The organism is Bartonella sp. SL317 (genome assembly GCF_059687655.1).
Genome location: NZ_CM185144.1, coordinates 501,939 through 526,393, shown reverse-complemented (window position 1 = coordinate 526,393; position 24,455 = coordinate 501,939). Strand labels below are relative to the sequence as shown.

Genomic DNA, 24,455 nt, shown 5'->3' with positions numbered 1-24,455 from the left:
CACTAGATGCGTCTTTTTCCTACACAGTGCTCATTGTTATGGTTCATTTTATAGTGCCACGTTTTTACGATTTTACAAATTTACAGAAATAAGTAGAAAAAACCCCTTGCACTTTCAAGACCATTTTGCGGTGGAATTGATGTGTAGTACGGGGGTTGGTGCATGGTGTGGGGGTTGATGTGTGGTGTCGAGGTTGATGTGTGGTACGGGGGTGGTGGTGCTTAGTGCGCGGATAGTGCATAGTACGAGTGGTTCATGGTGCGAGAACTGGTGGTGGTTTAGTTTCTTGCAAATCATGACAAGCGTATGAGATAAGAAATATAGAGCCCCTATAGCTTTTAATATATCACGGCTCTGATATTCTCATGAATAGCATGCTCTATTTGATCCCTTCCATTTACGCGTTTTTCTGACTGTCCATAGATGCGTCTTATTTCAACAATATATTGATTTATAATGATAATTTACTGTTTTGCATATTGAATGAGAGTCCCGAATAACCTAAGATTCTCTCATTTCAAATCTGTGTATGTTGCATCAATTAAAATCACTCATTTGCACATCACAAGCGGGATGAGTGTGTGGATTAAATTTGTATAAGAAAGGAGTAAAAATAGTCCTTATGAACCGTCTTAATGCAAGGTCTGTCGCAACATTGGGGGTTGGCAAATATAACGATGGTGCTGGCTTGTTATTTCATAAGCGTAAAGATGAAGGTGCTCAATGGATTTACCGTTATACCATTCATGGTCGACGCCGCGAAATGGGTTTGGGTGGCTTTAAGAGATGTCTCTTTAAAACAAGTACGTGAATATGCAAACCAATGGTGTTCTGTTTTACGTGAAGGTCGTGATCCCATTAAAGAACGTGAAAAACAAAAGCGTGAGGCAATAAGCAATCTCCATTATTTAAAAGATATTGCACTAGATACTTTTGAAACTCGTAAAGCTGAATTAAAAGGTGATGGTAAAAATGGAGATTGGTTTTCACCTTTAAAACTTCATATTTTACCAAAATTAGGCTGTCTGCCGGTTTCAGAGATTACCAAAACAGAGAGATACGCAATACGCTTTCCCCTATTTGGCATTCAAAAGCTGGAGTTGCTTATAGAGCTCTTAATCGTCTTAATATATGTCTCAAACATGCGGCTGCCTTAGGTTTGGATGTTGATTTACAAGCAACAGAAAAAGCACGCGCTCTGTTAGGCAAACAACGTCATAAAGCACAAAATATACCAGCCATGGATTGGAAAGATATACCGGCTTTTTATAAAACACTGTGCGAAACATCAATCATAACACAACTGGCTTTGCGTTTTCTTATTCTTACAGGTGTCCGTACTAATCCTACAGGGTGCTCATTGTTATGGTTCATTTTATAGCACCACGTTTTTACGATTTTACATATTTACAGAAATAAGTAGAAAAAAGCCCTTGCGCTTTCACGCCCATTTCGTGATGGAATTGATGTGTAGTACGGGGGTTGATGTGTGGTGTCGAGGTTGATGTGTGGTACGGGGGTGGTGTGTAGTGCGGGGGTTGGGGTGTGGTGCATGGTGTGGGGGTTGTGGTGCTTAGTGCGCGGATAGTGCATAGTACGAGTGGTTCATGGTGCGAGAACTGGTGGTGGTTTAGTTTCTTGCAAATCATGACAAGTGTATGAGATAAGAAATATACGGCCCCTATAGCTCTTAATATATCACGGCTCTGATATTCTCATGAATAGCATGCTCTATTTGATCCCTTCCATTTGCGCGTTTTTCTGACTGTCCCTAAATGCGTCTTTTTCCTATACAGTGCCCATTGTTATGGTTCATTTTATAGCACCACGTTTTTACGATTTTACAAATTTACAGAAATAAGTAGAAAAAAGCCCTTGCGCTTTCACGCCCATTTCGTGATGGAATTGATGTGTAGTACGGGGGTGGTGTGTAGTGCGGGGGTTGGGGTGTGGTGCATGGTGTGGGGGTTGTGGTGCTGAGTGCGCGGATAGTGCATAGTACGAGTGATTCATGGTGCGAGAACTGGTGGTGGTTTAGTTTCTTGCAAATCATGACAAGCGTATGAGATAAGAAATATACGGCCCCTATAGCTCTTAATATATCACGGCTCTGATATTTTTATGAATAGCATGCTCTATTTGATCCCTTCCATTTGCGCGTTTTTCTGACTGTCCCTAGATGCGTCTTTTTCCTACACAGTGCCCATTGTTATGGTTCATTTTATAGCACCACGTTTTTACGATTTTACAAATTTACAGAAATAAGTAGAAAAAAGCCCTTGCACTTTCATATTCATTTCGCGGTGGAATTGATGTGTGGTACGGGGGTTGGTGCGTAGTGTGGGGGGTGGTGCATGGTGTTGGGGGTTGATGTGTGGTGTCGAGGTTGATGTGTGGTATAATGCACCCATGACCTGTATGAAACTTATAGAGCACTGTTCTTTTTAATGCTTGTAAAGAAATAAGTGAGCATAATTATGCACATTTTGGTTTGTTACATTTTGACCTGCTTTAAAATGTTGCGATAGCTCTTAAGCCTTTGGGGTGATTTATAAAAGTCACGCCTTTTTGTATCGTTTTACATAATCAGTTCTGTTTATCCTGTTAAGCAATTTCTTATGGTTTACACGTGAGAGGGGGGCGTGTGAAATATGTAAAGAAAATAAAAAAGGTCTCTTATGAAGAGGTTCATGAATAGGGGCAAATCATTAAGGCATTGGGGTGTCATAAACGGGCTTTTTTATAATTAATTTGGGGGTGGCAAAAGGGAGGCTGCTTGATCTTTTTTTAAGCGTAAAGAGGGGGCGTATTTTTATATGCAAGATAATTGTATGGTGGTGTTTATGGATGTGCTTCTTTTAAAAAATATCTTTATAATGATTATTATTAAACTTTTCGGGATGGTGTGCAAGAGGATAAAATCCTTTGGGTCTCAATCAGTAATTTAAAAAGTGTGTATCAGCGCCATCATTTCCTTATGTCAGAGCAAAGGTGTTTATATTCACGCGTTTGTGAAAAAAATTTCTTTTAATGCCGCTAAAATTAATTAATGCCATTAGAATGTCCAAATTTTGTTTCACCATGGCATTTGTGAAGCGTGTAAAATGGTTCATGAGACGTGCAAAATCATCAATAAGATCTCCATATTTTCGAAAAATAATGGATGGTTTTTTGTTTTTTTAAAAGATTGAATACGTCTCATGTTCCATTGGTTGTTTTAGATCTGAATATTTGATTTTTGTGTAAAAATATTGATTAAGGCATCCATAATACGTGAAAAATCAAGTGCTAATAAGAAAATGATGAATATAACCCATTTCGTATAGCGTGACATCACTTTTATACTCTTATAAGCCATAATAATTTCTTGCAGAATTTCTTTTTCCTTTTCTGTAAGCTCTGTTTGTTTTCTAGCCATGTTTCCACCCACACAAGCCTTCCCCTTGTTTGTTATGTTTTAAAATATCTCTGGCGAGATTTGAGCTGATGTTTTTGAGATCTGTTTTGTCTAAATAAATGGGCATCCAACCAACGCAAGATGAAGGCTCATTTATTGTTTTTATGGCGCAACCAGTTGTTAAGAGCAGCGCGCACATCAGCATCACTTTTTTGATTAATTTCATTTTCCACCTTTAGCCGTGTTGTTGATGACTTTAGCATTTTTTTTATTTGCTTTTGCTGTTCAATCTTTTTTCCAAGTCTAAAAGCTTTTGCTAAAGCGATAAAAAAAGCGGTCAGAACCGCTCCTGTCATCATCAGATTTTTTTTCAGCCATCCCATTATAAGCGTTGCTCCTCAAAGCGTTTTGCGACAAAGAAAATGCCAACACCGGCGGCTAAAACCATAATGGTTGCCAAGGCCCATTGGATGGGACCATTGCCGGCTAATAAGCCTCCAAGTCCAGAAAAAGAACCAATAATGGGGGTTAACGCTTCTGCTTTGAAAAATCCCATGGGATTTTTTGTTTCCACGGTGTGATAGTTGGAAGAAACATAAGCTCCTTTTGCCCATAAGCCCGTTTCTGCTGCACGACGGTGGACAAGACCGTGAAGACGTTTTCCGCCTGCCTTGGTCCATTTTTGTAATTCAGCAGGGACAGCTTCATATTCACCATTATTAAGCTTTTTAAGCAAGGTTGACTTGCAAAAAGCTGCTGTTCCTACATTATAGCAAAACGATACGAGTGCAGCGAATTGTTCATCTGTTAAGGAAACTATTACATTTTTTTCAACGGTATTTTCAAATTGTTTCAAATCTTGAGAAAGAATTTCTTCGGCTTGTTTTTCTGTGATGATCATGCCCTTATGAATAAATGGTTTGCCAGCCTTACTGGTATGCCCATAGCCGATTGTCCATACCCCGATGGTATCTTGATAGGCTTGTAAATGCAATCCTTCCCATTGTTTAATAAGTGCAAGTCCTGTTGATGATATTTTTCTCATTTTTTTCTCCATAAAATAAAGCCCCACATTGAAAGTGAGGCTGAGTTGATCGATTAAAAATGTGTTTTTCATCTCTTTGAGAAGAGACGTAAAACTTTAATGAAATCAAAATGTTGGTTATGATCTTTTCTAGAGAATGGGGGAATGGTTGGTGATATTTTCCCTTGGCTTAATAGTTTGGTTTGGAGATTTCTTCCGTGTGTTGGTTTTTTGATGGAGTCTTATTGGTGTGGGCTTGGGTGTTGGGGTGGTTTCCAAGGTGTGGATTATTGCGGTTTTATTGGTAACCAGCGCTGTGGGGTAGCTTGTGTGAGGGGGGCTTTGTATTGGGTGAAGGGTTGCCGATAGAGATGTTGCTGGGGGGGAGTGGTGATGGTTATCGTTATCGTGGGGTGAGGGGGTGGCTCATGGCTGTGGGTATCAGTTTTTGTATAAAGATGTGTTGAGTTTCATCAATATGTTTTTTTTGAAGAGGAGGGGGAGAGTTATGATTTTCAAACTGGTGATGCTTTATTGATTAGAAAATTTGTGGTTTGCTGATGCTGAAGGGAGATTGGTGTTGGGGTGGTTTCCAAGGCGTGGATTATTGCGGTTTTATTGGTAACCAGCGCTGTGGTGGTAGCTTGTGTGAGGGGGCTTTGTGTTGGTTTGTTGATGGAGCCTAGTTGGTCGCGCAGGGGCTGGTGTATCGTTAGGGGTGTTTGTGGGAGCATGGGTTTTGTATGGGGGTAACGTGAGAGGGGATCTTTATGAAATTTTAGAGGGTTTTGTAAGTGCGGGTGAGGTGTGCATGTTCATTGTGGTGGTGGGTGGCTGTTGGGGAAGAACTGGCGGAGAGGGGGTGATGAGAAAAGTTCTGGTTATGGAGGGAAAGTATGGTTATGGAGGTGCTTGGGATAAAGTGATACTCAAACAGGCATGGGCTTTTCTTGAAGACGAAAGCATAAAATATTTTAATCAATCCAGCATTCTGTATCGTCAAATATGTATCCTAAAAAGAGCTTTGGAGTTTTGAGACAATTGTAAGATTGGTGTAAGATTAGAATGATTGTGGTGGGACAATGGCGTTTTGTTTTTAAGAGGTTTACTGTTTGCATCTTGCCTTCTTTCAAACAGAGTATTGAGAAAAACAAAAATGAAGCGTGACAAAAGCACATCGTGTCACGCCGTAAAGCCGCAGAGATTCATCCTTTATGAAGAGGAAATAACGTCAACGATATCATCAAAGACAATTACATCATCAGAGATTTGTATTCTGTTATCCTTTTTCTGTGAGGGGAAACAGAGACCATTTTGTCCTCTTTTTCCTTTAAGTTTTTTTCAAACCTTTCGGTGAGGGTTTCTTGCTTTTTGTTGACTTTTTCATGCTCGGCTTCTGGATTGGCTTTTAGATATTGATCAAGACGTTTTTTTCCTTGTGTATGTTTATAAAATGTAGGGGGAAGATAGGGATCTAACTTTTCAGCCGGTAAGGGCGTATTTGGTTCACATAAGACACCCTTAACATTATCCGTGTGCAGTCTTGTTAATTTATCAGATTCAAGATGAAGCTTTTTGGCAAGTGCTAAACTAAAGATTCCACATTCAGAAGAGCTTCGTTGAATATCCATTTCTGCCATAGCAAAAGAATAGGAAGGCAGTTGACTATCTTGAAGAGCTTGATTGAGTCTTAGCCCTAGTAACCCCCCAATGTTGTCGAAAGTTGTAGGTTCAAACATGATCAATGACATTTGTTCACCGACAGTTCGATGATCAAGCACTGAAAAATGGATGTTTTTTCCCGTGTTTAATATAAATCTAGAATCTTTTATTCCGCTATCGACTGTTTCTTTGAGCGTTTGAACAAGTTCTTCAGGTGATAGAGCCAATTTGAGATTCATCTCTGGATATTTACGGTTTGCTTGTTCAACCAAAGCGGGCATCAGTTTAAGATCTGTAACTGCATAACCAGCTTTAAACCAGCGTCCCGTTTCAATGTCATCTTCTAAACCGGCAATAATAGTTTGTAACTCTTCAGAATTAGGGGCGACATTTTCTTCTTTTAGAGGAGACGTGTTGAGTTGTTCTAAACGCGCTAGAAGGCTTTCTAAGGATTCATTTTCAGGTGCTCCTTCTTGTGCGCTTGCTCCTTCTTGTGTTGGGGATAAACGAGGGGGGGATGAATCTTCTGGCTTCATGATAAGAACCTGTGTGGTTTATGGTCAGGAGATAATATTATTTTGTTTAATTTTGGCTAAACAATGGTTAGAAAGAGAGCCTTTGTCTTTAAAGGATTGTCGGCTTACGGTTTGCGTCTTGATTTCTTTCAAAAAGAGCACCTTAAAAAACAAAAATGAAGCGTGACAAAAGCACATCGTGTCACGCCGTAAAGCCGCAGAGATTCATCCTTTATGAAGAGGAAATAACGTCAACGATATCATCAAAGACAATTACATCATTAGAGATTTGTATTCTGTTATCCTTTTTCTGTGAGGGGAAACAGAGACCATTTTGTCCTCTTTTTCCTTTAAGTTTTTTTCAAACCTTTCGGTGAGGGTTTCTTGCTTTTTGTTGACTTTTTCATGTTCGGCTTCTGGATTGGCTTTTAGATATTGATCAAGACGTCTTCTTCCTTGTGTATGTTTATAAAATGTAGGGGGAAGATAGGGATCTAACTTTTCAGCCGGTAAGGGCGTATTTGGTTCACATAAGACACCCTTAACATTATCTTGGTGCAGTCTTGTTAATTTATCAGATTCAAGATGAAGTTTTTTGGCAAGCGCTAAACTAAAGATTCCACATTCAGAAAAGCTTCGTTGAATATCCATTTCTGCCATAGCAAAAGAATAGGAAGGCAGTTGAAGACATTGAAGGGTTTGATTGATTTTTATCCCGAGTCTTCCAGCACTGATATTATTAAATGTTGTCGGTTCAAACATGATCAAAGAGATTTTGTCATCAACTGTTTTATAATCTAGGGCCGCAAAATGAATTCTGCTCCCTAGATTGACGACAAATCGGCAAGATTGTGTTCCGCTCTCAACGGTTTCTTTGAGCGCGTAGGTAAGTTCTTCTGCTGTAAGAGCCAATTTCAGATTCATCTCTGGATATTTACGGTTTGCTTGTTTGACCAAAGCGGGCATCAGTCTAATATCTGTATCTTCATAATCCGCAAAAACCCAACGATCTGTGACAAGATCATCTTCTAAGTTTGCAATAATAGTTTGTAATTCTTCAGAATGAGGAGCAACATTTTCTTCCTCTTGGAGAGAATGTTGCTTTAAACGGGCGATAAGGCTTTCTAAGGATTCATTTTCAGGTGCTCCTTCTTGTGCGCTTGCTCCTTCTTGTGTTGGGGATAAACGAGGGGGGGATGAATCTTCTGGCTTCATGATAAGAACCTGTGTGGTTTATGGTCAGGAGACGATGTTATTTTCTTTCATTTTGGCTAAACAATGGTTAGAAAGAGAGCCTTTGACTCTTGAAAGATGAAGCGATGAAAGCAGAGCGTCGTGCTTAAAAAAAATCATAAGAAAACGCCAGATCTTTTCAAAAATTCTTGTGCTTTTTTGTTTCTTTAAAGTCATAGCATATGGGCTTTAAAATGTAATGATTTTTATCAAATAACAATGTTTTATCTTTTGTCTTTCAAAGGATTGTCGGCTTACGGTTTGCGTCTTGATTTCTTTCAAAAAGAGCACCTTAAAAAACAGAAATGAAGATTGATAAAACACATCACACTCAGCCGTAAAGCCGCAGAGATTCATCCTTTATGAAGAGGAAATAACGTCAACGATATCGTCAAAGATAATTACATCATCAGCGATTTGTATTCCGTTGTTCTTTTTCTGTGAGGGGAAACAGAGACCATTTTTCCTTCGTTTTCCTTTAAGTTTTTTTCAAATCTTTCGGTGAGGGTTTCTTGCTTTTTATTGACTTTTTCATGCTTGGCTTCTGGATTGGCTTTTAGATATTGATCAAGACGTCTTCTTCCTTGTGTATGTTTATAAAATGTAGGGGGAAGATAGGGATCTAACTTTTCAGCTGATAAGGGCGCATCTCGTTCACATAAGACACCCTTAACATTATCTTGGTGCAGTCTTTTTAATTTATCCGATTCAAGATAAAGCTTTTTGGCAAGGGCTAAGCTAAACATTCCACATTCAGAGGAACTTCGTTGAATATCCATTTCTGCTATAGAAAAAGAACAGTTGGGCAATTTATGCAATTTAACGGCCCATTGTGTCCTTAACGCGAGCATCTCTGCTTTCATACTGTTGAGTGTTGTCGGTTCAAAAAACATCACAGACGCTTTGTCTTCGATAGTTTGATGATCAATTACTGAAAAATGGATTCCTTTATCCTTTGTGGAAAGGATAAATCGGGAAGATTGAACACCATTTCCGATATTTTCTTTGAGGGCATGAGCAAACTCATGAGATGAGTCTACCAATTGAAGATTCATGTCAGGATATTTGCGATTTGCTTGTTCTACCAAAGCGGGCATCAGTTTAAGATCTGTACTTGCATAATCAGCTGTAAACCAGCGGCCTGTTTCAATGTCGTCTTCTAAACCGGCGATAATAGCTTGTAACTTTTCACGATCGAAGGGGATATTTTGTTCTGTTTCATCGTCGGGTTGTTCTAAATGTGTCGCAAGATTTTCTGTAGAATCACTTGCACTTTCAGGTGTTGGTGATGAATGAGGAGTGGATGAATCTTGTGGTTTCATGATATGAACCTATGTGTTTATGACCTAGAGACAATATTATTCTCTTACATTTTGATAAAATAATGTTTTGAAAAAAGCCTTTGTTTCTTGAAAATTAAAGAAAAAATCATTTTGAAGCTGTTTTTATAAGAAGATTTCATGTTTATACGAAGACCTGATGGAGAGATTTTTGAGTTTTTAAAATCCGTGTGTTTTTTTATAACTATAGAATCTGTAAAGGCGGCAAGAAGTCTAGATGCATTGACTTTATCTTGATGTTTTAAGTTATTTTTATCTCATGGCGCATTTCAATGGTAAGGTAACAGTCTATTTTCAACAGATCGACACGTGAAAAATAACATCATACATGATAGGGGGATATATAATGATGCCTCTTTTTTACAAAGATTCTTTTGATTTTTTGGGGAAAAAATATGATGAATCATGGGCTATCAAATGAACCTATTATATCGTAAAAACATTGTCCTTTACGTTATGATATAAGGCAAGCTGCTTTAAAATGTTTTTAATATTTTAAAAGGCGTTGTCGTTTGTCGCGTGGCTGTTGATGGGCTGTTGTCTATAAAATTTTTTCTCATAAAGGTTTTGTTGTGTGTCATCATTCTTTTGCTCTTTTGAGAAAAGGAGCTGTGGTGCGAAAGAGTAAGCGTTTTGCAGAGAAAAGGGGCACGTGTGGGAGCATTTTTCTTTGAGAGATGATTGGTTTTGAGATCTTGTGTTGGCAACTGGCGCTGTGGCGGTGGCTTGTGTGAGGGGAGGTGTGTATTGGGGTGGATGGTTGTCGATGCCGGTGTTGCTGGGGGGGGAACTGATGATGATTTTTGGGGGGATAAAAAATCATGCTTGTAATTTTGTAAAAGTTTCAAGGTGTTATAATAACTTTTCTTTCTTCATTTATAATAAAAAACTCAAATTAACAAAAATCATTGAAAATCTATGTTACATTGTCGCGGGCTTATTTTAAAGTGACATCTGCTCCCAAGCCTATTTCATGACGCTGACTATGAATGGACGGGTTTTATGGTGCCGACCTAAATAAACGGACGGTAATGCCTCCATGAAATACTATAAAACCTATGTTGCAATTAAAGCCATGTCTTTTGTTCATCACAAGAGAAGGAAATCTGTATTAATTGTATAAGCAAAGGTTTAAAATATCCATGTTGCCTTAAGTATTAAGGTTGTGGCAGAGGGTAAAGTGGAAGAATGGGGCGTTTTTTGATAGGAAGCAATAGGGGGAATATTGGCTGTCTGAAGAGAGGGCACGCGTCTTGTTCATGTTAGGGTTGTCTTTTTGTCTTTTGAGGGGCTGTTTTCTTTGACAGATTCTTATGTTTTTAAGAGCGTGGGGTTTCGTGTTTGGCTTGTTTTTAGTGCTTTAATTTTTTAGTGAATGCCATCATGAGAAAACGCTAAGAGGGAAAGTTTGTGGATTGCAAGTGCACCTTGAGACATCCCTTCTTCATGATATCGGTTAAAAATCCTTATCCTTAGAGGGATGGGGTGCAGGCCCAAATATGCTACGCGTCAATACGAGATAGCGATCTTATTTCTGAGCGTGTATTGTTTATCGCCTCTGTGATGTATGGTAACAGTATTTTATAGGGATATTTTATGGTGGTGCTGGGGTATTTTATGGAGAGCTTCTATTGAATATTTTACAATTATATGGTGGTTAGTGACACAAAAGAAAAACACTTTAAAACAAGCAAAAGGCCCCTTAAAACAGTAAAATTTCATACACCCTCATATTTCGTACATGCGCATATATTGCTATACAACCTCATGTATTGATTGCTGTATAACGGTATATATTGTTGTACAACTCCATATATTCTTGCAAAACACACTGTTTTATAACAGATTTTACCACAATATCAGGTTTTGCTTAAGTCTGTAACAATACAAAAACTTATTAACAATACCAAACAGTTATCTTTTACATCAACGATTGATCTCAAAGATTTTATGTCGTTTTTGAGCATTGCTTTGAGTGCAAAAGCAATGCCGTTAGGAGACATTATACGCTTAAGATTTACGTGAATATATTTAAGATTTCTGTGATGGCAAGCTTAAGGCTTATTTAATGATGAAATGAAGACACAAATACCCCTTTACCGCACCTATTATTAAATACGATTTTTCATATTCTGTCAACAAAAAACAGTAATTTTTCCTTCTTATCGCGGGAAAAAATTGATAGAAAAAAGCTCATTTAAAGCTCATTTATTGACTGTGCAGCACAATATACTGTCTTACAGGGGAATGTTTTTTAAATGCGGTAAAGGACATTTTTTCTTTTGTGAAAGGAGGGAAGCACAAGTGGCGGGAGATGATATAGGGTGGTGAAACGCTACTGGATGGTTTCCTTTTATGGAGGGCATGAAACCTTTGGTTGGCAGGTATTGGGGGGGATGACAGATGTTGGGGTGATTGCCAAGGCATGGATTATGCGGTTGTGTTGGCAACTGGTGGTTGTGGTGGTGGCTTGTGTGAGGGGAGGTGTGTATTGGGGTGGTTGATTTGTCAATGGCGGTATGGGGGCGGTGTTGCTGGGGGTAAGGTAAATGACCAGTAGGGATATCGTGGGGGGCGGTGAGGGACGTGGTGATTCATGGTTGTGGGTATCAGTTTTTGTATAAAGATGTGTTGAGTTTCATAAATATGTTTTTTCTTTTGCGAAAGGAGGGAGGCATAAGAAGCGGGAGATGATATAGGGTGGTGAAACGCTCTTGGGTGGTTTCCTTTTATGGAGGACATGAAACCTTTGGTTGGCAGCTATTGGGGGGATGATAGGTGTTGGGGTGATTGCCAAGGCATGGATTATGCGGTTGTGTTGGCAACTGGTGGTTGTGATGGCTTGTGTGAGGGGAGGTGTGTGATGGGGTTGATGATTTGTCAATGGCGGTATGGGGCGGTATGACTGGGGGTAAGGTAAATGACCAGTAGGGATATCGTGGGGGGCGGTGAGGGACGTGGTGATTCATGGTTGTGGGTATCAGTTTTTGTATAAAGATGTGTTGAGTTTCATAAATATGTTTTTTCTTTTGCGAAAGGAGGGAGGCATAAGAAGCGGGAGATGATATAGGGTGGTGAAACGCTCTTGGGTGGTTTCCTTTTATGGAGGACATGAAACCTTTGGTTGGCAGCTATTGGGGGGATGATAGGTGTTGGGGTGATTGCCAAGGCATGGATTATGCGGTTGTGTTGGCAACTGGTGGTTGTGATGGCTTGTGTGAGGGGAGGTGTGTGTTGGGATTGATGATTTGTCAATGGCGGTATGGGGGCGGTGTTGCTGGGGGTAAGGTGATGGTGTTTTCTTTGGTTTAAAAGATCATGCTTGTCATTTTATAAAAACTTCAGGGTGTTATAATAACTTTTTTCTTCATTTATCATGAGAGATCCAAATATCGTAAAAGTTTTTCATTGAAAATCTATGCTGTAATCACAGCCATGTTTTTTGTCCGTCCTTTAAGAGAAAGAAATCTATATTAAAATTGTATAAGAAAAGATTCAAAAGGCCTATAAGGAACTGCCTTAAATGTTAAGGTTGTGGAAACCTTATTATTGGGAAAACATGTATGATAGATGTCGTGTGTTACAATCGGGGGCGATAGGGAGAATGTTTGATGAGGGATAGGGTCTGTTTGGATAATTTCTGAAACGGGCAGAAAGCTTGAATTTTGGAAGAATATAAAGTTTTAAAGATCAAATTTACGATCATTTTTAAAGTTAGCTTTACAGTTTGTAAAAGTCTTTAGAGCCTATGTCCTTTACATCAATAAAGAGAGTGTATGGTCTCACACTTTTTTTCACGTATCTTTTGGGGGGGGTGACCACACCCTGCATGTAAAATAGAATGCCTCCCATGAAATATAGGTATGTTGCACATTCACGAGCTTGTTTAAAGAGACACCAAATCTATTTCATGGCGCTGACTATGAATGGACGGGTTTTATGGTGTCGACCTAAATAAACGGACGGTAATGCCTCCATGAAATACTATGAAATCTATGGAGTGCCCCATCTTTACGCGTCATAAAAAGAGCAAGCAGATACCATTACATATCTTCACTTCCAATGTTGTGCTCTCCTAGAACTGCTCGACTTTTCATGAAAAGGTACAGCTTTCTTGTACAGTTTTTACTCACACATAAACCCCACTTGTGGTGTGCAAGCGATATGATTTTGCTTGTTTTAAGTTCAACAGATTTGAGAAAAACTTACGATATTCAATGTTCTTATTCAACTTGAATAACGTTAGATTGGCATTTTATCACACCCTTACTATTGAGTGCGATGTGTGTGAGGGGGCTGATGTGTTACAATAGGGGGGTAGGGAAAATGTTGGCTGTTTGCAGAGAGGGAACTCGTCTTGTTCATGCCATAAAGGGTTTTCTTTTTTTCTTTTGAGGGGAAAGCTTTGACCGATTGACGGTGTGTTTTAGAGCGTGGGGGCTCAGTGTTTAGGCTTGTTTGTGGCGTGGGTTTTTTTTATTTGTAAAATGGATGAGAAGGGAGGCTCTTTGTGGATCTCAAGTGTCTAGATTTGTTTTTTTACGGGCGTGGTTTTGAGATGTTCTAGCCTTTGAAGGGGGAGACAGTGCGTGTTTTTAGCGAAGCTTCTTTTTGTTAGAAAGGCTTTTTTTGTTAGAACAGTCAAAATGTTTATAAAGGGCATCAAGAATAATGCGCAGTGAACCAACAAGCGTTGGCAGGGGTTGATCTTCTATCACAAGATATTGTAATGCCGCATGCAAGTTGTGTTGACGATGCTGATATTGTGCTTCTTTAATTGCTTCTTGCATCTCTTCATAGTGTTGTGTTGCTCTTTCAACCCATTGCTTTTTGGCTTTCTCATCACAGCTACTGTGCTTAAAGCCGTCATAATAGCCGTTTGGTAAACCTTTGGCACATAAATAGTCGTTTCTGATTTGTAAGTATTGTTGTGCTGTGTCATATTGCTCTTTACTAATGCCGGATGAATCTTCTTTATAACCAAGCAAACAAAGACGCCCAATATAGGTTCCCACAAGCGGGTTTTTGGCTTCTTCGAGGCTTAAACCAAAGTGTTTTGCACGCATTTCAAGGGCTGATTGATGGGCTGATTGAGACGCAGATTTGCGAGGGCTTTTGGCACGCGAAATACGGCCATTGGGTTCTCTGAGTTTACCTGTTATTTTCGGTCTACCGCGTTTTTTACTTATTTTCATGAACTTAAACCATTTGAATGAAAAATAAACTGTCTGTTGTTGGGGGACAGGAATTGTAAAAAGCACTTTGAGTAAATACTGGGGGAAAAATACTAGGGAGGAGAAAACACTGGGGGGATGTGAGCCGTTGCAGAGCACAAAAAATGAAGTCTTTAAGCACAATGAGGTGAAACATTATGGGAAGTGAAACGTTATCGGCAAGTAGAAGGTTATTGGGAACAGCAACGCTGTGGAGTAAAAAATCATCTTTAAAAAGCCCTCCTTTTTTTGATGTTATCTGGAATTATTTTTCCTCTATTCTGCTTGTTTTTTATTGATCGCTGATTATTGGCTTTCTAAAAAATTCTCACACCTTGCTGGAAAAAGTGAAAAGAAATTTTTGTCAAATGTAAAAAATAAAGTTTCATGGAGCTTTCCTTACCTTTTGAGGTGTTTTTTTTCATAGAGTTATTGGGGAGATTATTAGGGGAAATGATTGGGGAGCTTATTAGGAGGAGCATGAGGCTTTTGTACACGCGCCCTTTTTTAAATGCACCTTTTTTAAAGGCGCCTTTTTTACGCGCACTTTGTGAAAACTTTTTAACTTCTCCTTTGATTTTTACTTCTCCTTTGAAAAGATATTGTTTTGTTCTTTGGGGTTATTCTTGAATGTTCTTGTGGGGGATATTTTTGTGGGGGAAATCTTCTTGTAGGGGGAATTTTATTCTCGTTTTTTCTTCTTTTCTCTCCTTTCCCTGTTGTCTTGTTTTTCTTCTTGTTGTTTTAATTTTGTTGTCTTATTCCTAATTCTTGTGTGCTGGAGCAAGAAGTCTGTTCCACATCATATTGTTCAGTATATCGTTCTCTTTTATAACGTCTCTTTTGTAATTTATATCCTTTATAGAGGATTTTATCCCTTTATAAAAGGACTTTATCTGCAGGCGCTGCGTGGTATTTTATCTTCATGTTGCGTGGTTGAGAGCTATAAAAAACAAATTTATCCACTTTCCTTATTGTAACATAAGAAAGGCTCTATTTTCAAATAAAATATCGTGTGTTAACTTAAAATAAACGGGAAGCGATCAGGCTGATCTGCTTGGTGATAGGGTTAATGATTTGGGCGGTGATTTTGTTTGGTGATCTGGTTTGGAATCTTTCTTTATCTCTCCTTTATAGAGAATAAAATATAGAGAAAAAAACTCTGTTGCTGTTTTTATGGATCTCATCAATGATAAAGAGGTAAAACGAAAAGAGGCTGAAATGTTATCCAAAATCAAAGGGATTTTGTCTCAAAAGAAGTTATTTTGATAGGGGGAAAGGAAGGTATCAAGGCGGGAGAATTTCGGTTAAGAGATAATATATTCATTTTTTATTAAAAAAATTTAAAGAATAGGTTGAAAATTTTTGTAAAGATTACTATAGGTATTCTATAATACTAAAAGTAGATCAGGTCCCCATGTGAATCGTATTTGGTTGATTTATCAAGGCAAAGGGGGCAGTACAAAGGGGGTAGTGCGAAGAGGGCTATGCATTTTGGGGCAGCCTTTTGTTTGTGTAACAAGCATATGATTTTATGGGGGAGTTTTTTTCTAATACATGAATGATATGTGAAAGACAAGAGGCGCTTTAAGCGTGCCTTTTAAGATGGGCAGTTTTTTAAATAAGAAAGCGGGGTAATGCTGGCATGACAACAGATAATTCACAACACCAATCTGCGCAGATGCAGAAAGATACAGAGACTATATCTCATTTAGATTTCGATAAAAAATCGCAGCTCTTTTCCTTAAAAAAATCTATGGTGCTTTGTATAAGAGATTATAAAATCATTTTTTGTATCTCTATCGTTTTATTAATCTTAGGTGCTTTTCGTATAGCCTATTTGCCAATGTCAATCTTGTATTTGTTTGCTGGCGGCATTTATGGCGGGGGAGATAATTTTACAGATTTTATTCTGTTCTTACCAACTTTTATTTGGGAACTTTCGATCATATTTTTACCGATCGTTTTGGTCTTGCACTTCCTATTGGATCGTCGTTTAAAAAAAATAATCCAAAATTTGGAAAAAACACCGAACCAGCAAGATGAACTTGTTCGTACACAAACAAAATAGGGGGAATAAATGATTGCTTTTACAATATTATTAGGCATTCTTGCTTTTTTTGGACTTATTATCATTGCTGTTTTAAACAGTATGGTTCTTGTGGGTGTTTATTACTTTTTTTACAAACGGGTAAAAGCTTATTACAGCTTGGATAAGACACTGAGAGAAGAGCTTGAAAGGTAATATAAAATAAAATTTCTACTGTGTGGTAAATGTGCGGTAAAATCCCCTGCGCGGTAAAACTTGCGCGGTAAAGAATACGCAGTAAAACTTGTGCCGTAAAGCATATGCTGTAAATAGTGTAAAACATATGCTGGAAAAAAGGTATCGTTTAAGACGCTGAGATATAAGCCTCTCTCATATTTATTCCATGAGATGTCTTTATTTTCCACATGAGATATTTTTTAGTGGGGCCTATGGGGGTGGACCTTTAGGCCCTATCTTGCTTGTAGAAGTCTTCTGTCGCCGTTCATGCATTGCACCTTGGAGATGCCCTGTGGGAAGGGCTGATCACAAGCTTCATGAGAAGAATATAAAAACCATAAGCAAAGAGGTATGGAATAGCGATCTGCTTTGAGAAAAGCAGGAGAGGGTGGTTTTGAGACGTATGAGAGCGGTGTGGAGATCCTCTGTTCCATGGGAAGGATGTGGTGGCAAAAGCTTTGAGGTCAAAGCTTTGCTGGGGGTGCAATTTTGTTGTGCGGAATGGCATCAAGGCCACCAGCAAAGGGGGTGGGAGCAGCAGCTCTGATCTGCTTTGAGAAAAGTAGGAGAGGGTGTTTTTGAGACGTATGAGAGCGGTGTGGAGAGCTTCTGTTTCATGAGGAAGGACGTGCTGGCAAAAGCTTTGAGGTCAAAGCTTTGCTGGTGGTGCAATTTTGTTGTGCGGAATGGCATCAAGCCCATCGACAAAGGGGGTGGGAGCGGCAGCTCTGATCTGCTTTGAGAAAAGCAGGAGAGGGTGTTTTTGAGACGTATGAGAGCGGTGTGGAGAGCTTCTGTTCCATGGGGAAGGACGCGGTGGCCAAAGCTTTGAGGTCAAAGCTTTGCTGGTGGTGCAATTTTGTTGTGCGGAATGGCATCAAGGCCATCGGCAAAGGGGGTGGGAGCGGCAGCTCTGATCTGCTTTGAGAAAAGCAGGAGAGGGTGTTTTTGAGACGTATGAGAGCGGTGTGGAGAGCTTCTGTTCCATGGGGAAGGACGCGGTGGCCAAAGCTTTGAGGTCAAAGCTTTGCTGGGGGTGAAATTTTTTTGTGTGGAATGGCAACAAGCCCATCGGCAAAGGGGGTGGGAGCGGCAGCTCTGATCTGTTTTGAGAAAAGCAAGAGGGTGGTTTTGAGACGTATGAGAGCGGTGTGGAGAGCTTCTGTTTCATGAGGAAGGACGTGGTGGCCAAAGCTTTGAGGTCAAAGCTTTGCTGGGGGTGCAATTTTGTTGTGCGGAATGGTAACAATGTGGGGGGATTTTGTGATGGGGGCTGTTTATTTTGGGGATGGTTTTTCGTTTCTCTTCTCTTTATGTCGTTATGCTGTCTCTTTAAAGGATTAGGTGAGGATAAACCGGCATTGTTGAAAATGATCGGGGTTATCTTATAGAGTTGGGGAAGGTGGACCGGTACAATTTTATGCATGATTTTATTGTATGCATGAGATGTTTTTTATTTGAAAACTCTTAAGCTGTTATGGATGATGTAAAAAGTCTCCAGTTCCTTGAGGTTCGTGTCATCGACCTTGAGGGGAAAAGGGGCACCTTGTCGCTTGTCAGCGTGAAAGGGTTTTGAACGTGTTTAAGAATTTAAGAAAATATTTCAAGGGATTATTAGCGCTTGCTTCATGGTGAAAAGAATGCTAAGCGATTTCGTCGCGCTGGTTTGCGTGTTATCAAATATGACAAGCGGGTATTTTACGGGCGTTTTAATTAAGTGGGGGTATTCATATGATCAAAGATAAAGCACAAAGCCAATCTGCCCATGAGGGAAATAAGGCTTTTATTTCACAGCCTACTATCTCACAGTCAATGTTGGATCAATTGTCCGCTTTCAAAAAAGGAATGTTTTTTTCAACAAAAGATTATGTCATCATTTGTGGCTTGGCTATCCTTTTGTTGGTGATTGTTGCGGCGACTGTCTATATGAAGGTTTGGGATTCTTTTTACTTTATATCCAAAGAACAGCTGCAAGCAATGAAGCAACAAAGTTTTGAAGAGCTGATGCAAGAAAGTCTTATGCGGTCCTTTCAAAACAATCCTGCGATCGAATTTCTTCGTAATGTTGGGTGGAACAGTGTTTGGGCTTTTTTCTGTTTTTTACCGCAGGTCATTTTAGGGGGGCTTTTGGTGCTCTTTCCACTCTTTTCTTTCTTTTACGCCATATTGAAACGGGATGTAAAGGAAATGATGCTGCAATGGGAAACAGTTTCAGAGAAACAACACTCCGGCAAGCAATCTCTTGACAAAATACGATAGGGGGGAAAAGTGAGCAATTTTTTAATAATTTTATTATTGATCTCCTTCGGGATAGGTCTCTTTATTTATGCCGCATGGGTCATGGTGCTCTTTTCTACCGTGAAGGTTATTTTGGCACTTTATTTTTCTTTGATAAAACGGACAATCTTGTTATGGAAGATGCGGCGAAAACTCAAAAAAAGTGCAACGCAGAATTTGCGCCATTATCAGGCAGAGAACAGGGGGGCCAATATCGTTCTTGCAACACAGTTTAATGCCCTTTCTTTTAAAGAATCTTTGTTCCTCTCAAGAAAAGAGTATAAAATAATCTCTTGGATAACTTTCATTGTGATTGCTCTTTTCGCATGTGGTGCGCTGTTGTTATCTCTTCTTACAAAATATACCACGGTTCCACAGAATGGTGCATTGGCTTTTCTTGCTATTGGTGGGCTGCCGTTTGCGCTTATTTTGCTTTTTAGTGTCTTCACTTTACCGGTCATTTTAATTCTCCATAGTTTCCTTCATTATGGCGTGAAAAAAACAGTCAAGAGATTAGAAACATTGGTTTGAGAAGAAGAATAAAAATGATGATTTCATATCCAAATGATTAGGGGACAAAGAGAGCGTTATGATAGAATATTTGGCTGTTTTAGGGGGCATCATTATTGTCATTTTAATGTTGATGGTCATGATCAGGCTTCCTTACCTGTTGGTCAAGCATATGGGCTTGTCCTTTAAGCTTGCGCAAGAATTGAAAAAGAGTACAACGCAACAAAAGGGTACCATACAACAATTGCGTAATGATCCGGAAGAAATGAAAAGACAAAATCTTGTGCGTGAAACCTTGGATGCCAAGATACGCTTGCTTAATTTCAAAGAATCTCTGCCTCTTTATCCAAAAGAATGTAAGATAATCCTTTGTATCTTTATTCTTATTTCTCTTCTACAATTTGCTTTTTCTATCGCAAAATTGGTATGGTGGAAATATCATGTGATCAGCGTTATAACGCCGTTTTCAAGGATGAGCATTATTTATAGCCTTATATGGCTAGGGATTTTTCTTATTTTTCCGATCATTGCCATAATGGGCATAAAATTAACGCGAAAATTAAAGAAAATGCTTCAACAATTAGATGAAGCGATAGAACAGCGCGATCAGGTAATCCGTATGAAAAATGCGCAAAATGAACAATAGCAGGAGGGGATTAAATGACCAGTAGTCTGATAACATTGATAGCCTTTTCTTTTCTGTTTTTTACGTTTTTAAATGTTTTAATATGGGTGCCAATTTTTACCATTTATTATCTGTTTATCAAGCGTGCAAGGCTCTATTGTCGCGTGAAAAAAGAGCTGAAATGTGTGCTGCATGAACGCGATAGCGCCTTAAAACAGATTACCCAAAAATGAAAAAATCCCATTCGCTTTTTGAGATAAAAAAGCTTTCGCTTACTTGGGTTTTTGCTTACTTGGGCCGACTATAAAAGAATATTCTATCTTTCAACTGTCATGGTGACATTGCCGACGATTATAACGATTATCGTTAAGGTATGGAGAAGGAAAGACTTTTTTCTGCGGCTGTATTAGAGCCACTGGTTTGGATTCTTGCCTGTGCTTTTTTATTCTTAACAAATTGTTTTTATTCTGCTTTTTATTGTAAATCGTCAATTGAAGAAAATGATCCGACAATTGGAAGAAGAAATTGAGCAGAAAAAATCCCCACTCATTCTTACGCATGAAAATGAGAGAGAAAAGTGAAAAAGTGGGCTTTGACTTGTGCGCAAGAGAGCAGTGAAATGGGGGTCTTTGATATGTTTATGCAGGGGGCACATGGGGGCTGGTGTGTTTTTATGCTTTTATCTAAGCAGAATGTTTTTAAGAAAAGTTGCTGTGGTTGCATCAATGGGTATGGGGGCAAGGTAAGAGGGTGGCTTTTTGACGGTGCTTTTTATTGTAAATCGTCAATTGAAGAAAATAATCCGACAATTGGAAGAAGAAATTGAGCAGAAAAAATCCCCACTCATTCTTATTCATGAAAATGAAAGAGAAAAGTGAAAAAGTGGGCTTTGACTTGTGCGCAAGAGAGCAGTGAAATGGATGGCCTTTGGTATATTCATGAAGGGCATATGGGGGCTGGTGTGTTTTTATGTTTTTATCTAAGCAGAATGTTTTTAAGAAAAGTTGCTGTGGTTGCATCAATGGATATGGGGGCAAGGTAAGAGGGTGGCTTTTTATTGTGTTTTGTTAATTGAAAAAAATGGTGCAGTCGCTATTACTTTTTTAGCGGATGCTGGTCTATTTCTGCGTGAAAAAAAGAGCTGAAATGCGTGCTGAATGAACGCAATACAATCTTGCAGCTCATCGTTAAAAAAGATAAAAAAGATTGTGTGCGACTTGATCAATAGAATTGTGGTGGTCTTATCTATGCTGTCGCCTGACAGGCGATAGACGGTTCTCATTTTAGGGCATCTCTTGCTCTATAATTTAGTTTTAAGGCAAAAGGGGGATTTAAAGGCAAAAGGGATAAAAACTTTTGCAGGAAAGGCAAAGCCCTCGCAGGTTTTAAGTAGGGAGATGTTAACGGTGAGAGAAAATGTTGATCTTCGCAATAGGCTTGGCTTGTGAGAGGGAGATACTTTCTTGTAAGAGCGGATATTCTCTTGGCAAAAGGATATTGTGATCTCTTTGTTTTCTTTTTATGGGCTGCGTTATCTTATGGGCTTTTACATGGAGGAGGGATGTTAAAGCGTTCTGATGATAAAAGCTTTGACGAGAAGGTAAGTGGGTTTAAAAAAAGCATTGAATGTATTTTGACCGCGCTTTGGTGAGGGCTTAAACCGTCATAAAGATAAAACGATCCAGTGCCGATTTTTTTTCAATCGGTTTATTTTTCTTTTTGAAAGCAGCTTATGAAAAAAGCTTATCACCGAGGGAATAAAAAGCACTTAGAACTTGAGAGCCAGAGATTGACACATATGTAAGACAAAAGGTCTTTTATAAAAATGGGGTGAGGAGACAAAAGCAAGCATGAAAAAAGTGCGATATATCAAGAGAGATATATGATGTGGAGAGAAGATATAATCTGTGACGTTAAGGGAAAAGATGTTCTCTCCCATAAAAGATGGGGTAAGATAAGCGCCTGATCTAAAAGGAAGTGATTTAAAAGAAAGTGATTTAAAACGCACTTGATCATGCGGAATGGGTATAAAACAAGCATTGATTGTGCGGGACAAAAGTTTTTATTTCATAAAAATGGCTTTAAAACTTTAGATAAATGAGGGATAAAAAATGAGGCACAATGGGGGGAGTTCAATATCAGAGAGGGGGAAACATTCAATAGCGGCGTGGAAACCACGGACTTTTTCTTTGGAAGAAGCGTTTCTGACACGTAAAAATTATAAAGTCATCTTCTGCCTTGCCTTTATTCTTGAGGTTTTTAAAATGACACTTGTTGTGTTATTTGAGTGGGATTTGACGGGGTGGTGGAATTATAGCCTCTTCATTGTCACATTGATATTGGGTCTTATATCTGTGCTTCTTTTTATTTTGATCCCTATTGCCTTTGTGGTCCGTGTTATTTTTACGCATTTGTTGAAAAAAAAGATCGAGCAGTTGGAGCAAGCAATGGGTAAGCGGAGAAAAAATACCTTATGAATAAAAAGTGCGTAAAGGAGAGGGAAATATGAATATACGGGGTTTTATATCTTTTTATGCGTTATCGGGGTGTTGTTATGGGGGTGCTGTTTGATGTGAAGGGAAAAGATACTCTCTTCCATAAAAGCGGGGACAAAGACAAGGCAATTGGTTTAAAAGCGCTTGGTTGAAAATAAATGAATCTAAAAGCACTTGGTCTAAAAGCGTTTGATCGTGAGATGTTGATTTAAAACAAACATTGATTGTGCGGATAAAAGCTTTTATTCCACGAAAATAGCTTTAAAATTTTAAACAAATGAGGGGTAAAAATGCGGGGTAATGGAAAAAATGCACCATTGGATAGGCAAATACGGTCTTTTTCTTTGGAAGAAGCGTTTCTAACACGCAAAAATTATAAAGTTATCTTTTGCATTACTTTGACTCTTGCTGCTGTGAGAACAGGTCTTTTTGTACCGGCGTTGCTGGGGTGGAAGCTGACAGAAGGGGAAGCGGGTGTCATGGCTTTTCTCTTCTTTTTCATGCTGCTTATATTAGATTTAACTTTTATCTTGATCCCTATTGCTTTTGTGGTCCGTATTATTTTTACGCATTTGTTGAAAAAAAAGATCGAGCAGTTAGAGCAAGAAATGGGGCAGCCGATAGCGGCTCCTTATCAACAAAACAAGCGCTAAGGGGAAGGGGAAAATGAAAGATATCCTTGTCATATTTTCATGGGGTGTGGGCTTGACGTTTTTTACAATGCTTTCTGCTGTGGTCATGATGTTTATTTGGGCTTTGTATTATTCTGCTTTCAAGCGGGTGAAACTGTATTGCCAAGTGATCAAAGAATTAAAGCGCGTGCGTAAACAACCGAGCAGCCTTGATCCATCCAGTGGGGAAGCGCCGATGATGAAAGCATCATCTGCGGAAAAAGAAACCAAAGATTTTTCTCAAGTTGTGGATGAGGAAATTCTCACCATGGAAAGCGCAACGGCACTGTTAAAAAGTTTGGGGGGAAGGGTGGAAATGACGAGAAAAGGGGATCATTTGGCCACCTTCTTTTTACCAGACCGTGAAGTGCAGTTTCTTTATAATGCTGAAAAGGGCTATCCGCAATTTGATTGTGCAATTGCGGTGGGCTCTGGTATTCATGCGGCGGCTTGCCAAACGATAGACCCTTATAACTCTGGAGGTTTGATTGCTCTTGAGTTGAGTTTTGAGGTGAAGGGATTGGAAATTTTTGAAGAAAAGGTGAGTGCCTCGCGTTTACGCTCTGCGCTTGAGAAAGCCTTAGACAAGGCAATGAGTGAGGTTGATCTTGGCAACATACTCCGTTCTCAATACAGCACACTTCCTTGGGAAAACAAAATTTCGGTCCCGCAGTTAACACCTTATTCGCTGCGTTATCTTGCGGCTTTAGCCTTGTTGGGGGATGTTGAAACTTTAGATTCTTATCACAAAAGCTTTATAGAAGGTGAGCGGTTAGGCTTTGAGACAAGCATTAAAAAAGAGCATCTGGAACACGCGATAGCCATTGCTAAGGCGGTAGAAAAGGCAAAGCAACCCAGTTACGATTTGCTGAAACAGACAGCAAAAACCTATTTTTTAGAGGTGGAGAGCTATGATTATTTCAAAGCCACAGATCCCGATTTGTGCAATAGAAGGCGGTTTGTTTACGAGAATTTGATCGAGGAAAAAAGAGAAGAATTAAGGCAACAGGGCTATACGGTTTACGAAAAGGACACGATTTGTGAGGTTGATGGAAAAACCGCTCGTCCCCATATTCTTTACATTAAGGATGGGGAGGTAAGATATATGGATGTAAAAATTGGAATTGATGAAATAAACTATTGAAAAAAGTAAAAAGTTTAGATAACTTTAACAAAAGCTTAAAGCGTAAAAGAACGCATAAAAATAAAAAAAGCAGAGGGGATCAA

The 24,455-nt window shown here is 39.1% G+C and carries 26 protein-coding genes and 1 pseudogene; 19 read left to right on the top strand and 8 right to left on the bottom strand.

Annotation, left to right across the window (positions count from 1 at the left end; all coding sequences use genetic code 11):
• Positions 1 to 613 precede the first annotated feature (613 nt).
• Both AC6ER9_RS02515 and AC6ER9_RS02510 read left to right on the top strand, forming a co-directional pair.
• A pseudogene (locus AC6ER9_RS02515) lies at positions 614 to 1,348 on the top strand (tyrosine-type recombinase/integrase); the annotation flags it as partial.
• A 968-nt stretch (positions 1,349 to 2,316) separates the two neighbouring features.
• Entirely contained in the window at positions 2,317 to 2,448 is a 132-nt protein-coding gene (locus tag AC6ER9_RS02510; protein ID WP_497074861.1) for a hypothetical protein, read from the top strand.
• A 769-nt stretch (positions 2,449 to 3,217) separates the two neighbouring features.
• Here AC6ER9_RS02510 and AC6ER9_RS02505 read toward each other — a convergent pair.
• Genes AC6ER9_RS02505 through bgtA form a run of 4 tightly spaced genes read right to left on the bottom strand, consistent with a single transcriptional unit; the run spans position 3,218 to position 4,442 of the window.
• Positions 3,218 to 3,418, bottom strand: a complete 201-nt coding sequence (locus AC6ER9_RS02505; protein WP_497074860.1) for a hypothetical protein — start codon at positions 3,416 to 3,418, stop codon at positions 3,218 to 3,220.
• Positions 3,411 to 3,623: a hypothetical protein gene (locus AC6ER9_RS02500; RefSeq protein ID WP_497074859.1), complete on the bottom strand. Its 213-nt coding sequence runs from the start codon at positions 3,621 to 3,623 to the stop codon at positions 3,411 to 3,413. The genes AC6ER9_RS02505 and AC6ER9_RS02500 overlap by 8 nt, the downstream gene beginning before the upstream one ends.
• Entirely contained in the window at positions 3,547 to 3,780 is a 234-nt protein-coding gene (locus AC6ER9_RS02495; protein WP_497074858.1) for a hypothetical protein, read from the bottom strand. The genes AC6ER9_RS02500 and AC6ER9_RS02495 overlap by 77 nt, the downstream gene beginning before the upstream one ends.
• Entirely contained in the window at positions 3,780 to 4,442 is a 663-nt protein-coding gene (bgtA, locus tag AC6ER9_RS02490) for a gene transfer agent endolysin BgtA (protein ID WP_497074857.1), read from the bottom strand. The genes AC6ER9_RS02495 and bgtA overlap by 1 nt, the downstream gene beginning before the upstream one ends.
• A gap of 539 nt (positions 4,443 to 4,981) precedes the next feature.
• Between bgtA and AC6ER9_RS02485 the strand changes: the two genes are divergently transcribed.
• Together AC6ER9_RS02485 and AC6ER9_RS02480 are read left to right on the top strand one after the other, a co-directional pair.
• Positions 4,982 to 5,107 carry a hypothetical protein gene (locus AC6ER9_RS02485; RefSeq protein ID WP_497074856.1) on the top strand — a complete coding sequence of 42 codons (126 nt, stop codon included), beginning with the start codon at positions 4,982 to 4,984 and terminating at the stop codon, positions 5,105 to 5,107.
• Positions 5,108 to 5,175: 68 nt separating this feature from the next.
• Positions 5,176 to 5,457: a hypothetical protein gene (locus AC6ER9_RS02480; RefSeq protein ID WP_497074855.1), complete on the top strand. Its 282-nt coding sequence runs from the start codon at positions 5,176 to 5,178 to the stop codon at positions 5,455 to 5,457.
• Positions 5,458 to 5,674: 217 nt separating this feature from the next.
• Here AC6ER9_RS02480 and AC6ER9_RS02475 read toward each other — a convergent pair whose 3' ends face one another.
• The 3 genes from AC6ER9_RS02475 to AC6ER9_RS02465 form a co-directional block, all read right to left on the bottom strand.
• A complete protein-coding gene (locus tag AC6ER9_RS02475; protein ID WP_497074854.1) occupies positions 5,675 to 6,619 on the bottom strand; it encodes a YopJ/AvrA family T3SS effector serine/threonine acetyltransferase in 945 nt (314 codons plus the stop codon).
• Between the two features lie 252 nt (positions 6,620 to 6,871).
• Positions 6,872 to 7,813 carry a YopJ/AvrA family T3SS effector serine/threonine acetyltransferase gene (locus AC6ER9_RS02470; RefSeq protein WP_497074853.1) on the bottom strand — a complete coding sequence of 314 codons (942 nt, stop codon included), beginning with the start codon at positions 7,811 to 7,813 and terminating at the stop codon, positions 6,872 to 6,874.
• A gap of 419 nt (positions 7,814 to 8,232) precedes the next feature.
• Entirely contained in the window at positions 8,233 to 9,153 is a 921-nt protein-coding gene (locus tag AC6ER9_RS02465; RefSeq protein ID WP_497074852.1) for a YopJ/AvrA family T3SS effector serine/threonine acetyltransferase, read from the bottom strand.
• Positions 9,154 to 9,852: 699 nt separating this feature from the next.
• Here AC6ER9_RS02465 and AC6ER9_RS02460 point away from each other — a divergent pair.
• From AC6ER9_RS02460 to AC6ER9_RS02445, 4 genes are all read left to right on the top strand, one after another.
• Positions 9,853 to 10,002: a hypothetical protein gene (locus AC6ER9_RS02460; protein WP_497074851.1), complete on the top strand. Its 150-nt coding sequence runs from the start codon at positions 9,853 to 9,855 to the stop codon at positions 10,000 to 10,002.
• 1,496 nt (positions 10,003 to 11,498) lie between these two features.
• Positions 11,499 to 11,675, top strand: a complete 177-nt coding sequence (locus AC6ER9_RS02455) for a hypothetical protein (RefSeq protein ID WP_497074850.1) — start codon at positions 11,499 to 11,501, stop codon at positions 11,673 to 11,675.
• Between the two features lie 236 nt (positions 11,676 to 11,911).
• Positions 11,912 to 12,076: a hypothetical protein gene (locus AC6ER9_RS02450; RefSeq protein WP_497074849.1), complete on the top strand. Its 165-nt coding sequence runs from the start codon at positions 11,912 to 11,914 to the stop codon at positions 12,074 to 12,076.
• Positions 12,077 to 12,282: 206 nt separating this feature from the next.
• A complete protein-coding gene (locus tag AC6ER9_RS02445; protein ID WP_497074848.1) occupies positions 12,283 to 12,483 on the top strand; it encodes a hypothetical protein in 201 nt (66 codons plus the stop codon).
• A 1,283-nt stretch (positions 12,484 to 13,766) separates the two neighbouring features.
• Here the strand turns inward: AC6ER9_RS02445 and AC6ER9_RS02440 are convergent.
• Positions 13,767 to 14,366: a hypothetical protein gene (locus AC6ER9_RS02440; RefSeq protein WP_497074847.1), complete on the bottom strand. Its 600-nt coding sequence runs from the start codon at positions 14,364 to 14,366 to the stop codon at positions 13,767 to 13,769.
• A 176-nt stretch (positions 14,367 to 14,542) separates the two neighbouring features.
• Here AC6ER9_RS02440 and AC6ER9_RS02435 point away from each other — a divergent pair, with 176 nt between their 5' ends.
• The 11 genes from AC6ER9_RS02435 to AC6ER9_RS02385 all read left to right on the top strand — a co-directional run bounded on the left by AC6ER9_RS02435 (position 14,543) and on the right by AC6ER9_RS02385 (position 24,372).
• A complete protein-coding gene (locus tag AC6ER9_RS02435; protein WP_497074846.1) occupies positions 14,543 to 14,683 on the top strand; it encodes a hypothetical protein in 141 nt (46 codons plus the stop codon).
• Positions 14,684 to 16,029: 1,346 nt separating this feature from the next.
• Positions 16,030 to 16,455 (top strand): hypothetical protein, encoded by a 426-nt coding sequence (locus AC6ER9_RS02430; protein WP_497074845.1) that lies wholly within the window; start codon positions 16,030 to 16,032, stop codon positions 16,453 to 16,455.
• 9 nt (positions 16,456 to 16,464) lie between these two features.
• Positions 16,465 to 16,629, top strand: a complete 165-nt coding sequence (locus AC6ER9_RS02425) for a hypothetical protein (protein ID WP_497074844.1) — start codon at positions 16,465 to 16,467, stop codon at positions 16,627 to 16,629.
• Between the two features lie 1,752 nt (positions 16,630 to 18,381).
• Positions 18,382 to 18,909, top strand: coding sequence for a hypothetical protein (locus tag AC6ER9_RS02420; RefSeq protein WP_497074843.1), 528 nt, complete (start codon positions 18,382 to 18,384; stop codon positions 18,907 to 18,909).
• A gap of 9 nt (positions 18,910 to 18,918) precedes the next feature.
• Positions 18,919 to 19,458, top strand: coding sequence for a hypothetical protein (locus AC6ER9_RS02415; protein WP_497074842.1), 540 nt, complete (start codon positions 18,919 to 18,921; stop codon positions 19,456 to 19,458).
• Between the two features lie 58 nt (positions 19,459 to 19,516).
• Positions 19,517 to 20,083 (top strand): hypothetical protein, encoded by a 567-nt coding sequence (locus tag AC6ER9_RS02410; RefSeq protein ID WP_497074841.1) that lies wholly within the window; start codon positions 19,517 to 19,519, stop codon positions 20,081 to 20,083.
• Between the two features lie 556 nt (positions 20,084 to 20,639).
• Positions 20,640 to 20,888: a hypothetical protein gene (locus AC6ER9_RS02405; protein WP_497074840.1), complete on the top strand. Its 249-nt coding sequence runs from the start codon at positions 20,640 to 20,642 to the stop codon at positions 20,886 to 20,888.
• Between the two features lie 48 nt (positions 20,889 to 20,936).
• On the top strand, positions 20,937 to 21,104 hold the full coding sequence (locus AC6ER9_RS02400; RefSeq protein ID WP_497074839.1) for a hypothetical protein: 168 nt from the start codon (positions 20,937 to 20,939) through the stop codon (positions 21,102 to 21,104).
• 1,069 nt (positions 21,105 to 22,173) lie between these two features.
• Positions 22,174 to 22,539 (top strand): hypothetical protein, encoded by a 366-nt coding sequence (locus tag AC6ER9_RS02395; protein WP_497074838.1) that lies wholly within the window; start codon positions 22,174 to 22,176, stop codon positions 22,537 to 22,539.
• 308 nt (positions 22,540 to 22,847) lie between these two features.
• The gene (locus tag AC6ER9_RS02390; RefSeq protein WP_497074837.1) at positions 22,848 to 23,210 is read left to right on the top strand and encodes a hypothetical protein; all 363 of its coding nucleotides are present in this window, start codon (positions 22,848 to 22,850) and stop codon (positions 23,208 to 23,210) included.
• A gap of 13 nt (positions 23,211 to 23,223) precedes the next feature.
• Positions 23,224 to 24,372, top strand: a complete 1,149-nt coding sequence (locus AC6ER9_RS02385) for a DUF6990 domain-containing protein (protein WP_497074836.1) — start codon at positions 23,224 to 23,226, stop codon at positions 24,370 to 24,372.
• The last annotated feature ends 83 nt before the right edge of the window (positions 24,373 to 24,455 follow it).